Genomic DNA, 12,954 nt, shown 5'->3' with positions numbered 1-12,954 from the left:
TTGTGGTTAGCTGATTTGTGTCAGGCTGGTCAGTGCCTGATTCAGGCGTTCCGCATTTTCGTGCGATGTGTCTTCAATGTCCGGGTGCAGGCACCAAAGTGCTACCAGCTTCTCCAGCTCTTGGGTGGGGGAGGCGTTATCCGTGCTTCCCATACCGTCGCTCAAGCGCTGCACCTGAATTTGCATCCGGCGTGGTTGGTCTTGCTCCGGGGTTGGTGTGCCGGTCAATATCTCCGCTCGGATGGCCAGGTCTCGACCGTTTATCGGGCCGGGAGCTTTGGCCAGATTGAACCAGTGTTTAGGTGCGGTTTCGTCTGACAGCTTCTGCTCAACTTTGTCGCTGATGAACGCTTGCCAGTCGGCCACTGTTTGCTGGAACTTTTTGAGCTCCGCTGCTCGGTTGAGCTTTTGCTTCAGCTGTTGAACCTGCTCTTTGATCGCCGGAGATAAAGGTTCTCCCGACAGCGGCTGAATGGCTTCGCGGGCTTCGTTCAGAAGCGCTTCATCGGTATTGGAATCAACACTCTGATACTCGCTCAAGATTTTCTGAGCTGCTTGATCGGCCAATTGACTGGCTTGTTGTTGCTCAGTGCGCTGGGCATCACGGCGGGCGAAAATCTGATCGCAAGCTTTACGGAATGCCTGCCACATTTTGCGGTCTTCGCGGTGGCGGGTGATGCCAATGCTGGTCCACTCAGTTTGCAAGGATTTCGCTTGGTCCATTGCTTCTTGCAGGGGCTCGTGGGTAATCAGGGCCTGAGCCCGTTCTACAATCGACTGCTTCAGGGCTTCGTTTTTTTTGCGTTCTTCGTCCAGCGGCTGTTCCAATCGTTTTAGCAATTCATCGAATTGCTTCTGCACGGAACGGTTGTGTCTGAAGTCTACGGGCCAGGCTTCTTTCCATTCTTGTCTTGCAGTCTGGTAAATACGTTCGATGGCTTTCCAGTCAATGGATGCCCAGTCGGCGTTTTCCAGGAAGTTGGAGAGTTCATCGCAAATCGCTTTGCGTTTATCAAGATTCGCCTGCTTCAGATCGGACTTGGCTTCAAAGTATGCCTTGCAAGGCTCGTAAGCCTGATCGGAAGCGGCTTTAAATCGAGTCCACAGTGTTCGGTCTGAAGATCCACCCAGGCTGCGCCATTCGCCTTGCAGCTCTTTTATCCGCTCTGCTTTGGCCTCCGGGTCCATGGGCTGCTCGGCAAGGTACTCCATCTGCTCGCAGAGGGCGATTTGCTTGGGCTCGGTCGCAAAACCTTGCCAATCGCTCAGTTCGCGGAATTGCCCCGACAATAGCTGCATGCGTGCCTGCAGGGGCTTCCGGTGAGTGTGGTCCAGCTGCTGAAAGAGGTTTTGAGCCGTTTTGAACAGTTGTTTGGATTCTTTAAACTGGCGAGCCTCGAGAGCAGTTTCCAGCTCGGGCAGTGTGGCTGTTAGCTTGTCTGCAATTTCTTGCTGCTTTTCACGCTGGCCGTCGTTTTGCTTTGGAGCCTGTCGTTTGCCGGTGAGTTTGCGAACCTGAATCAGGCTAACTGGCTGGGGCAGCTCGGCCGGCCATTCCAGCTGTTGGATCAGCTCGGCTGCCTGTGTGCGCTGCTCGTCTGTAACCTCGCCCGATTCGGCCGCCTGCGCCAGTTCACTAATCGTGTCTTTTTCCTGCGCCAACCAGCGTACGGCGTTCAGGTAGCCACGAAGGGTCTGCATCTGTTGCTCGTACGCTTTTTGCTCATGCTTCTGAACGGTTGTGTCTCTGGTTGCTTCCAGCCAACGGTTCTCTTGTGTTTTCTGGAGGGCATCAAGGGATGACGGCGCGGGCAGATCGTTCGCGTCTTGCTGCTTTAGATCGTCAAGAGTGTTTTGGAGCAGATCGAGAGTTTCGCTACGTTGGCGTGCCTGCTCTTGCTGGCGAGCCTCTTCCTGTTGTGCTTGTTCAATCTGCTGCAATCGTTTCTGGCATTCGTGCACCGCTTCCAGAAAGTGTTGTGATTGCTCTGCGCTGGCTTCGTCTTTTACCGCTTGCCATTGCTCTTGTAGTGCGTCTAGGCGTGCTTTGAACAGCTTGGTGTTTTCACTGATAGCCTGATCTTTGGCTTGTGCGACCAAGTCGCTTATGCGCTGGCGGGTCGCGGCTTGCTGAGCTTGCTGTTCGCGCAAGCGCTGAAGTGATTGCCGAACGGTCTGGTACACGCTCTTATCCCGACCTTTCGAGTTTTTCTGCACCTGCTGGAGCAACGCTTCGTCTTGCAATCTTTTTGCAGCTTCAAGCCGGATCGATGCGGTAACACCGTCTACCGCAAGCGTCGCTAAAACCGATTGCTCAGGGGCATTTGCAAGCTGTTGTTGCTGTGCTTCCCGACGTTTGTTGCGTTGGTCTACCTCGGCAGGCTGTTTTACTTCAGGCTTTGCCTGAGGATTGGAACTGGAGGTCGCTTTGGTTTTGCGGGACTTGAACAGTTTCTGAATAAATGCAGCCATAAAAGGTATCCTTCGGGATTGAAACCAGTCTGCGGTGGCGGCAGAGTGCACACCACCGGCCATCGGCATGAGTTGCATGCCGGATAGTTGTAATATCGGGCGCTAGTCTAGCGTTTAGCTGGCGCATGCGGGAAGGGGCTATATGGGAAAAGATTCAAAACACGATGATCCGGAGTACAAAGCCCGTTCGGTAGCGCTGCGCTTGTTAGCCCGCCGGGAGCATAGCCGCCAGGAGCTTGCGTTGAAATTGCGGCAAAGGAAACTGGAGCAGTCGGTGATCGACTTGGTGCTTGATGAATACGAAGAGGAAGGCTGGTTGGATGATCGCCGCTTTGCGGATGTTTTCAGTCGCCAGCGCATCGATGCCGGCTACGGCCCGGTGCGTATCATGGCCGAGTTACAGCAACGAGGCGTTCATGTTCGCCCGGAGTGCCTTGAGGAAAAGAGTGATGCTGATTGGGCTAGGGTGGCGGCAGAACTGCGGGAAAAGCGCTTCGGGCTTTATCGTTTAAGTGACGATTTGTCCGAAAAGCTCCGGCAGGCCAGATTTCTGGCCCGTCGCGGCTTTTCTTCCGCTCAGGTGGAGAGAGCGCTGAAGCTCGACAGCGCCGATCAGCTTTGGGGTGACCACGAGCTTTAAAGTGTAGGCGGTATCACGCTGAGTTCAGGGGGCAAAGCGGCCCTGAGATCTTCTCTGTTGTCAGCTGAGGTCGGCTCGGAATCTTCAGTTTCCGCGAGTCGGCCTGAGCTATCCAAAGTGGGCGGTTGCTCCAGCGGGATTGGGCTCTCGTTGTCGAGCGCCGGAACTCTAGCCAACACGTCGTAGTAGCGTCGAATATTTTGAACGTAAGCCACCGGCTCGTGCCCTCTGGCATAGCCGAACCGGGTTTTCGAATACCACTCTTTTTTGGCCAGCAATGGCAGGAATTCTTTTACGTCCATCCAGCGATCCGGATTCCGGCCCGCAGATTCGGTCAGCCTTCGTGCATCCTCAAGATGACCATAACCTACGTTATAGGAAGCCAACGCAAACCAGGTGCGGTCGGGTTCGGGAATGCGGTCGGGAATGCGCTCATGCACCATGCGGAAATAACGAGCGCCCCCTTTTATGCTTTCTTCGGCATCCAGGCGGTTATTGATGCCGATGTATTTAGCGGTGGTCCGCGTTAGCATCATCAGGCCACGGACGCCGGTAGGGGAGACGGCGTTTGGTCTCCAGTGGGATTCCTGGTAACCGATGGCGGCAAGGAGTCGCCAATCCATACCAATGTCTCTGGCATGACTCTCAAACAAGGCTTGGTATCGTGGCAGCCGGTTTTCCAAGTGGTGCATGAAGGTGCGGGCACCTACGTAATTGAGGCGGTCCAGATGCCCGTAGAAGCGTTCCGCCAACTGAGCCTTGGAGCCATCCTCGTTGGCGCGCTCCATAAACTGCCGGGCTGCATTAGCGAGAGTTTCATCCTGTTGGGGCGGGAAAAGCCAGACGAGTTCTTGCGGGTCGTTCAGGGCGAAGGCTTCTTTCACCATTGGAAAGAAAACATGGTTCAGGTCGAGTTCATTCGACGAAATGACGGCGTAGGGCAATTCGCCGGAGTTTACCTTGTCTAGTAATGCTTCTGCGTCCAGACCGGGATGGACCTGTGTCTCCGGTTTGATGTCTCCCGCGGCGATTTCGATGACGTGTTCGTGATTACTGTCGGCAAGCAGGTGCAGCGTTTGGCCAGATAAATCGTCAATCGAATCGGGGGCCGGGTGGTCGCGGTGATAGACCACAATGGATTGCGCGTTGATGCCCGTTGGAACCGGGTGGAATTCGGCGGCAAAATCGGGGCGGTTTACCAGTCCCGCCAAGCCGATATGAGCGTAGTTGCGCCTGAGAATCGAAAGAATTTCGGAGTTGTCTTTTGCCACCCGAACCCGCAGTTCGACGTCCAGTTCATCGGCAAATCTGCGAGCAAGTTCGTAGTCGTACCCGGTAGCGCCACCCTCGTCCTCGTAATAAACAGAAGGGGCTGTACGGGTAATTACGTGCAGCACGCCTTCGTTCTTCACTTCTTGCAGGGTGCTGGGTTGAGTGCATCCGCTGGCAGCCAGAATGGCAGCCAATGCTAAGGCTAATACCGCACGACTACCGTGGATCTTCTTAATTATCTGTGACAAATCCATGCGCTCCGCAAAGCCCAATGTTCAGGAAACTGCGTGACTTAAGCCGCTTACCTGTTGTTTGATGCCTGATGCAATCCATGCTCAAAACTGATGATCTCTTCTTGCGCCTCTGTGGTCAATTGGTAAGGAGGCCTGATCAGTGAAACCGGTTTGATTATACACCTGCGAAAGGCATGAGCTTACCCTGTATCCTTGCGCCAGTTTCAAGTATCATTGCCGCCTTTCAGAAAGACGTCCCCCGATTCTTCGCGCGATACAGGTTGATATCATGCTTGAACTTCGCGGCGCGCCAGCGCTCTCGCCCTTTCGTTCCCGCAAATTGCATTCTCGCATTCAGGAAATGGTTCCGGATGTAAAGCATGTTTATGCGGAGTTTATGCACTTTGTGGATCTAGATGACGACCTGTCCGATACCGAACAGGCGATTCTGGACCGGCTGCTTACTTATGGGCCCAGTGTTGAAGTAGAAGCGCAGGATGGAGTTTTATTCCTCGTGGTTCCACGCCCCGGCACTCTGTCTCCTTGGTCCAGTAAAGCGACCGATATTGCCCGTAACTGCGGCCTGCGACAGATTCGCAGAATCGAGCGGGGCATTGCTTATTACATCCGCTCCAGCAAAAAGCTGGGGTTGGAGCAGCGGGAAAAAATCGCTGCACTGTTGCATGATCGAATGACCCAGAAAGTGTTCCACGAAATGGGTGGAGCCGAGCTGCTGTTCAGCAATGAAGAACCTCGGCGGTTAGGTCGGGTTCCGATTGTCTCCGGTGGCCGCGCAGCATTGGTTGAAGCCAATGCCCGCTTGGGGCTGGCCCTGGCTGATGATGAAATTGATTATCTGGTCGAGTCTTTCATTAAACTTGAGCGTGATCCGACTGACGTTGAGCTGATGATGTTCGCACAGGCGAACTCAGAGCATTGCCGCCATAAGATTTTTAACGCCTCTTGGGATATCGACGGTGAAGCGCAGGAAAAATCCCTGTTCGCGATGATCAAAAACACCTACGAGATGAACAGCGAAGGCGTTCTGTCTGCTTATAAAGACAACGCATCTGTGATTGTCGGAAGTGTGGCTGGCCGTTTTTACCCGGCTCCGGGTACCGGTGTGTACAGCTACAACCGTGAGCCCGTGCATATCCTGATGAAGGTGGAAACTCACAACCACCCGACGGCGATTGCTCCTTTTGCCGGTGCCGCGACGGGTTCGGGCGGTGAGATCCGCGACGAAGGTGCTACTGGCCGTGGTTCTAAACCCAAAGCAGGCCTTTCTGGCTTTACCGTATCTAACCTGAATATCCCGGGCGATGAACAGCCATGGGAACTCGGTTACGGGAAGCCAAGCCGTATCGCTTCGCCACTGGACATCATGATCGAAGGTCCAATTGGTGGCGCCGCTTTTAATAACGAATTTGGCCGTCCGAATTTGACCGGTTACTTCCGTACCTTTGAGGAAAAAGTCGCGGGAGCAGCTGGTGAGGAAGTTCGCGGCTACCACAAACCGATCATGATCGCCGGTGGTATGGGTAACATCCGTGAAGAGGATGTGGAAAAGGGCAACATCCCCGTTGGCGCGAAGCTGATTGTGTTGGGCGGCCCGTCCATGCTGATCGGTCTGGGTGGCGGCGCAGCCTCATCCATGGATTCCGGTTCCAGTAATGAAAACCTCGATTTCGCCTCTGTTCAGCGGGATAACCCTGAAATGGAGCGCCGCTGTCAGGAAGTGATCGACCGTTGCTGGCAGTTGGGCGAACAGAACCCCATTTGCTTTATCCACGACGTGGGTGCTGGTGGGTTGTCTAATGCCATGCCTGAGCTGGTCAAGGATGGCGGCCGTGGCGGTAAGTTCGAGTTGCGTGACATCCCCAGCGACGAGCCGGGTATGTCGCCGTTGGAAATCTGGAGTAACGAATCCCAGGAGCGTTACGTTCTTGCGGTAGCGCCGGAAGACCTTGAGCGTTTTGATGCGCTGTGTCGTCGTGAGCGTTGCCCGTACGCAGTCATTGGCGAAGCGACTGAAGAACACCATCTCGAGCTGGCTGATTCGTACTTTAACGACAAGCCTGTTGATCTTCCGATGGATGTCTTGTTCGGCAAGCCGCCGAGAATGCATCGCAGTGTGACCCGTGCGTCCTTTACCAAGCCGATCTTCGATTCTTCGAAAATCGATCTTCAAGACGCCATCCGCCGTGTGCTGCGCTTACCGTCAGTAGGTTCCAAGAGCTTCCTGATCACCATCGGTGACCGTACGATCACAGGTTTGGTTGCGCGCGATCAAATGGTTGGCCCTTGGCAGGTGCCAGTCGCTGACGTGGCTGTGACTGCCGCGTCTTTCGACGTTCGCGCCGGTGAAGCGATGGCTATGGGCGAGCGCACACCGCTGGCGGTCATCGATGCCCCAGCATCCGGCCGTATGGCCGTGGGTGAAGCCATTACCAACTTGGCTGCTGCACCGATTGAGAAGCTTTCAAATATCCGGCTTTCCGCCAACTGGATGGCCGCTGCGGGGCATCCCGGTGAGGATGAAAACCTCTACGAAACCGTTAAGGCGGTGGGTATGGAGTTGTGCCCGGCATTGGGTATCACGATTCCGGTCGGTAAAGACTCCATGTCCATGAAGACCACATGGGAAGAGGAAAACGGCGAGCAGAAGAGTGTTACGTCGCCTTTGTCCCTCATTGTGAGTGGTTTTGCTCCCGTAACCGACGTTGCTCGTACGCTGACGCCTGAGTTGCGCACAGACGCTGGTGAAACCGACCTGATCCTGATTGACCTGGCTGCCGGCCAGAATCGTCTGGGCGGTTCGGCGTTGGCTCAGGTTTACAGCCAGGTTGGTGCAGTGGCACCTGACCTGGATGATCCGGAAGATATCAAAGCCTTCTTCGCGGTGATTCAGGGTCTGAACTCTGACGGTAAGTTGCTGGCATACCACGACCGCTCTGACGGTGGTCTGTTCGTGACCTTGGCAGAGATGAGCTTCGCCGGCCGCACCGGTGTCAGCGTCAAGCTGGATGGTTTGGCAGAAGACAGCTCTCAGTTCGCTCGCGAGCTATTTAATGAAGAGCTGGGTGCTGTGGTTCAGGTTCGTCGTGAAGATACAGAGTTTGTGCTTCAGCAGTTCTCGGCTGCCGGCCTTGGCGATCATACCGGTGTCATCGGTACGTTGAATGAGTCCGACCGCATCGAGCTGACGTTCGCTGGTGAGAGCGTTGTTGATGAGGCACGCGTTGATCTTCAGCGTTTGTGGGCAGAAACCAGTTTCCAGATTCAATCGCTGCGTGATAACGCAGATTGCGCCAAGGAAGAGTTTGATAATCTGCTCGATGCTGAAGATCCCGGTCTGAACGTTGACCTGACGTTTGATATCAACGAAGACATTGCAGCGCCGTTTATCAATGCAGGTGCTCGCCCGAAAGTGGCAGTTCTGCGAGAGCAGGGTGTGAATGGTCAGATCGAAATGGCAGCCGCTTTTGATCGCGCAGGCTTCGAAGCAGTCGATGTGCACATGAGCGACCTGTTGTCTGGCCGCATTTCGCTAGAGACCTTCCAGAGTTTGGTGGCGTGTGGCGGCTTCTCTTACGGCGACGTGTTGGGAGCGGGTGAAGGTTGGGCTAAGTCCATTCTGTTTAACGACCGTGTTCGTGACCAGTTTGCTGCCTTCTTCAACCGTGAAGATACCTTGGCGTTGGGTGTGTGTAACGGTTGTCAGATGCTGTCCAACCTGCACGAACTCATTCCTGGTAGCGAAGGCTGGCCGCGCTTCGTGCGGAATCAGTCGGAGCAGTTCGAGGCGCGCTTGGTGATGGTGGAAGTGGCTCAGTCTCCTTCCGCTTTCCTTGATGGCATGGCGGGATCACGTATGCCGATCGCCGTGGCTCATGGTGAAGGTCGCATCGAGTTTGCCTCAGGTAACAGTGCGGATGCTCTGGTTGAGAACAAGCTGGCGGCGTTGCGTTATGTGGACAATCGCGGTGAAGTAACCAGCCGTTACCCATACAACCCGAATGGATCAGAAGGCGGTATTACCGGCGTTACCAACCGGGATGGTCGCGTAACCATTATGATGCCCCACCCTGAGCGTGTATTCCGCGCGGTGCAGCATTCGTGGCGGCCGGATGGCTGGCAGGAAGATGGACCGTGGATTCGGATGTTCAGAAATGCGAGGCGTTGGCTAGGCTAATGTAAGTGGCTTAGGTTCGCGAAAATGCCGGCCGGGTAGTGCTCTTTCTTTGAGGAGTATTAGTCGGTCGGCTTTTTTGTAGTGTAAGTGTTTGTCTGGTCAATAAATGTACTGTATATCTTGAAAAAATATGCTGAAACTGGCGAATAGGGGCTTGACTCAAATTTTTTATGCACATTTGAGGGGGCGCGTTGGTGGAACTATGAACAAACAAAAGGATATGCGTTCATTTTTTGATCTTTTTGTTTAAGTTGTTGAATTTTATATGTTTGTTGTAACGGGTGAATTTCTCGTCAATTTGAGGTGAGGCCAGTATTCATAAGGGTTTAGAGTAGATTCCCTAATCCTTTCCCCAGAGTTATCCACAGATTTTGTGGGTAAGTCGAAAAAGTCTCGATTTGAACAAAACTTGTACGATTTGAGGTGGCTGATGTTTAAGCTTTGTTACTTTGTTCCCGAGAGTCATCTGGACATTACCAAGCAGGCGCTATTCGACGCCGGTGCAGGGAAGATCGGTGATTATGATAGCTGTGCTTGGCAGTGTAAGGGGCAGGGTCAGTTTCGTCCGTTGGAGGGCAGCGATCCTTTTCTGGGGCAGAAGGGCGAATTGGAAGTGGTTAACGAGTTTAAGGTAGAGCTGGTTTGTTCGGAGGAGAAGGTACAGGGGGCCATCGAAGCATTAAAGCAGGCCCACCCGTATGAGGAGCCGGCTTACGAGGTGTTCCGGCTGGAAGCATTCTGATCGACACGCTTGGTGCTTGGCGGACGGATGTCGGTAACGTGCAGGCCAAATTTCCCGGAAGGCATCTCCGAAAGGAAAAATTCCAATGTCCGTTTCACGGTCGGAAAGGAAATTTCGTCCCACGGGATCTCGTTCGCGGCGAAGAGACGGGTTTCAAGCGACTCTTCGCCCGCCCCAAAGCTCCCATCTACAAGTGTTGCACGATAGAACATGTGCACTTGGTTGATGTGGGGTACATCAATGATGGAGTACAGGCCGTCAATGGTTACGTTGGCCAGGGCTTCTTCTAAAGTTTCCCTAGCCGCCGCCTCAATGGTTGTCTCCGCGTTCTCCATAAACCCTGCGGGTAGGGTCCAGTACCCATAGCGAGGCTCAATCGCTCGCCGGCACAACAAAATCTTCCCGTCCCACACGGGTACGGTTCCCGCAATAATTCTAGGGTTCTGGTAATGGATGGTTTCGCAGCCCACGCACACATAGCGGTAGCGGTTGTCGCCCGCCGGAATCTTTTGTTCAACCTGTTGGCCGCATGTGCTGCAATACTTCATCGTTTTCCCCGTATACTGAGAGTTCAATAGTAGCCAGTTTAACCATCGAGGCTGCTTGTGTCTCATTCAATGTTGCTATTTGGTTGGAGAGCAGAGTGCAGGAACTGTTGCAGGAAAAGCTGCTAAATTACGCGCCTAGGCAATTGACTTTGGATTATCCCGAGGCGGGAATACTGGTGCCGGTTACTGACAATGTCAGTAATCCCGAAATGATTTTTACTCTTCGATCGGCCAATCTCAAAACTCATCGAGGGCAGGTGGCTTATCCAGGGGGGAAGCGTGATCCTGAAGATTCGTCGCTGGCTGCCACTGCCCTGCGAGAAACTCACGAAGAGATTGGCTTGCCGCCAGATCAGGTTAACGTTATTGCGCCGCTGAGCCAGGTGGTTTCCCTGCACCGGATTCTCGTCACGCCCTATGTCGGCGTTGTTCCGGAAGAGCATTCTTATGAGCCCAACCCCGATGAGATAGAAAGTGTTTTTCGGGTGCCCATCGACTTTTTTCTGGAAGACAAACGAGAGCGCACCGATGCCCTGGGATTTCAGAACAGTACCTTGTATGTGCCCTGTTATAAGTGGGAGCGTTTCCAAATCTGGGGGTTGTCAGCCATCGTGTTGGTCGATTTTCTGAATACCGTATACGATGCCGGAATCGACATTCTTGAGCCGCCACGTTGAATCCAATGGAGGAAGTGATGTTTTACAGTCTCGATGAGCGAACACCTGAGTATTGCGGGGCCGGGCAGTTTGTAGCGAATAACGCCACCGTGATCGGCAGCGTTAAGCTGATGGAAAAATCCAGTGTCTGGTTCAATGTGGTGATACGGGGTGACAATGAATTGATCACGATTGGCCCCGAGGCCAATGTGCAAGACGGTTCTGTTCTGCATACTGATCCAGGTATACCGCTTACGCTGGGTCGTGGCGTGACTGTAGGCCACAAGGCAATGCTCCACGGTTGTGAAATTGGAGATTACTCACTTATCGGCATCAATGCGGTTGTTTTGAATGGTGCCAAAATTGGCAAGCACTGTCTGATTGGTGCCAACACCTTGATACCGGAGGGTATGGAGATTCCTGATGGATCGATGGTGATAGGCTCTCCCGGGAAGATTCGCCGAGAGCTGACCGACAACCAGAAAAAGATGCTGGAGATGAGCGCGCTTCATTATGTTCACAATGCCAACCGCTATCTGGCGAAGCTAAAAGAGGTTGATCTGAAGCAATGAAGGTTCGGGATAGAGTGCGCTCACCCTGCGTAGCAGTCTGCGCATTGAATGATGATGACATCTGCATTGGCTGCCAGCGAAGCGGCGATGAAATTCTGCGCTGGAGCTCGATGACGGATGACGAGCGTCGGCAAGTTCTCAAGAATGTGGCAGAGCGTGAAGAAAAATTTCAAATCTAAAGAATAGGAAGTACACGGGAATGACTGTAACCGATGAATTCGTGCGTATCGGCACACCTCTGACTCCGAATGCTACGCGGGTTCTGTTTTGTGGCTCGGGAGAGCTGGGTAAAGAGGTTGTTATTGAGCTTCAGCGTTTTGGTGTGGAAGTGATCGCCATCGATCGCTATGCCAATGCGCCCGCCATGCAAGTGGCACACCGCAGTCATGTCGTTGATATGTTGGACGGGTCAGCGTTAAGGCAAATTGTTGAGCTGGAGAAGCCCGATCTGATTGTTCCTGAAATCGAAGCGATAGCGACGGCAGAATTGGTAAAGCTCGAGCAAGAAGGCTATCGAGTGGTACCCACTGCGCGAGCGGTCCACCTGACCATGAATCGGGAAGGTATCCGTCGTTTGGCTGCAGAAGAGTTAAAGGTGCCGACATCACCATACCGTTTCGCGGGAAGCCATGAGGAATATCTGGCTGCGGTAAAAGAAGTGGGAATGCCATTGGTCGTCAAGCCGGTTATGAGTTCCTCGGGTAAAGGCCAGAGTACTGTTAAAACTGACAGTGATATCGAGCCTGCCTGGGAATACGCTCAAAGTGGCGGTAGGGCTGGCCGTGGTCGGGTGATTGTCGAGGGGTTTGTAGATTTCGATTACGAGATCACCTTATTAACGGTCAAGCATCGGGACGGGATTTCCTTCTGTGATCCTATCGGTCATTTGCAGGAAGATGGCGACTATCGGGAGTCGTGGCAACCTCATCCAATGTCGCCAACGGCGTTCGAGCGTTCCACGGAAATTGCACGGTCGGTGGTGAACGACCTCGGCGGGTACGGCATTTATGGTGTCGAGTTGTTCGTTAAAGGTGACGAAGTCTGGTTTTCCGAAGTATCTCCTCGGCCGCACGACACCGGGCTGGTGACGCTGATGTCCCAGGACCTGTCGGAATTTGCCTTGCATGCAAGGGCGATACTGGGGTTACCTGTTCCCGCAATTAGGCAACAAGGGCCAACGGCATCTGCGGTCATTCTTCCAGAAGGTGACTCGGAATCCGTGTCCTACACCGGACTGGGTGACGCGTTATCGGAACCGGATACGCAGATACGGCTGTTTGGTAAGCCTGAGCTTAAAGGAAGAAGGCGAATGGGTGTGGCGCTGGCGCACGGTTCTACTATCGATGATGCCAGGGCAAGAGCGGTGGCTGTAGCGAGTAAGGTTAAGGTAGAGGTTTAGCGCCTGGTATCGGGGCGCCAAAAGCGGGTGATTTGAAGAAATTTTAGAAAGTTTCAGATCACCCGTTGACACCTTCAGGGATGTCTGTAGAATGCGCATCTCGCTTGAGGGGCTAGCCGCTAAACACGGTCAGCAACGAAGCGGTAACTGCTTGAAAGATTTGAAGAAAACGTTTTAAAGATTCTTCAAAAAGCAGTTGACAAGGTGGCGGTTCAGTGTAGAATG

10 protein-coding genes are annotated in these 12,954 nt (G+C 53.6%); 7 read left to right on the top strand and 3 right to left on the bottom strand.

The features are described from left to right. Positions 1-6 precede the first annotated feature (6 nt). A complete protein-coding gene (locus tag DOQ08_RS05525) occupies positions 7-2,472 on the bottom strand; it encodes a DUF349 domain-containing protein (RefSeq protein WP_114333924.1) in 2,466 nt (821 codons plus the stop codon). A gap of 142 nt (positions 2,473-2,614) precedes the next feature. Here DOQ08_RS05525 and DOQ08_RS05520 point away from each other — a divergent pair, with 142 nt between their 5' ends. Further along, a complete protein-coding gene (locus DOQ08_RS05520; RefSeq protein WP_114333923.1) occupies positions 2,615-3,112 on the top strand; it encodes a regulatory protein RecX in 498 nt (165 codons plus the stop codon). On the opposite strand, the gene mltF is transcribed toward DOQ08_RS05520, so the two are convergent. After that, positions 3,109-4,638 carry a membrane-bound lytic murein transglycosylase MltF gene (mltF, locus tag DOQ08_RS05515; protein WP_114333922.1) on the bottom strand — a complete coding sequence of 510 codons (1,530 nt, stop codon included), beginning with the start codon at positions 4,636-4,638 and terminating at the stop codon, positions 3,109-3,111. The two genes, DOQ08_RS05520 and mltF, sit on opposite strands and share 4 nt — an antisense overlap. A 268-nt stretch (positions 4,639-4,906) precedes the next feature. Here mltF and purL point away from each other — a divergent pair, with 268 nt between their 5' ends. Then, entirely contained in the window at positions 4,907-8,812 is a 3,906-nt protein-coding gene (gene purL, locus DOQ08_RS05510) for a phosphoribosylformylglycinamidine synthase (RefSeq protein ID WP_114333921.1), read from the top strand. Positions 8,813-9,242: 430 nt separating this feature from the next. After that, entirely contained in the window at positions 9,243-9,554 is a 312-nt protein-coding gene (locus DOQ08_RS05505) for a Nif3-like dinuclear metal center hexameric protein (RefSeq protein ID WP_114334696.1), read from the top strand. Here DOQ08_RS05505 and DOQ08_RS05500 read toward each other — a convergent pair. Then, positions 9,524-10,102, bottom strand: coding sequence for an NUDIX hydrolase (locus DOQ08_RS05500; protein WP_114333920.1), 579 nt, complete (start codon positions 10,100-10,102; stop codon positions 9,524-9,526). The two genes, DOQ08_RS05505 and DOQ08_RS05500, sit on opposite strands and share 31 nt — an antisense overlap. Positions 10,103-10,197: 95 nt before the next feature. Here DOQ08_RS05500 and DOQ08_RS05495 point away from each other — a divergent pair, with 95 nt between their 5' ends. From DOQ08_RS05495 to purT, 4 genes are read left to right on the top strand one after another with little or no spacing between them, the layout of a single operon-like run. Continuing rightward, positions 10,198-10,779, top strand: a complete 582-nt coding sequence (locus tag DOQ08_RS05495) for an NUDIX hydrolase (protein ID WP_114333919.1) — start codon at positions 10,198-10,200, stop codon at positions 10,777-10,779. Positions 10,780-10,796: 17 nt separating this feature from the next. Next, complete coding sequence (locus DOQ08_RS05490) at positions 10,797-11,330, top strand: gamma carbonic anhydrase family protein (protein WP_114334695.1); 534 nt, start codon at positions 10,797-10,799, stop codon at positions 11,328-11,330. Continuing rightward, entirely contained in the window at positions 11,327-11,509 is a 183-nt protein-coding gene (locus tag DOQ08_RS05485) for a DUF1289 domain-containing protein (RefSeq protein WP_114333918.1), read from the top strand. The genes DOQ08_RS05490 and DOQ08_RS05485 overlap by 4 nt, the downstream gene beginning before the upstream one ends. A gap of 20 nt (positions 11,510-11,529) precedes the next feature. Continuing rightward, complete coding sequence (gene purT / locus DOQ08_RS05480; RefSeq protein ID WP_114333917.1) at positions 11,530-12,729, top strand: formate-dependent phosphoribosylglycinamide formyltransferase; 1,200 nt, start codon at positions 11,530-11,532, stop codon at positions 12,727-12,729. Positions 12,730-12,954 lie beyond the last annotated feature (225 nt).

The sequence above is a fragment of the Marinobacter litoralis genome (genome assembly GCF_003336705.1).
GTDB classification, from domain to species: Bacteria; Pseudomonadota; Gammaproteobacteria; order Pseudomonadales; family Oleiphilaceae; genus Marinobacter; species Marinobacter litoralis.
Note: the sequence above shows the minus strand (reverse complement) of the source record. Positions and strands in the feature narration are given on the sequence as shown.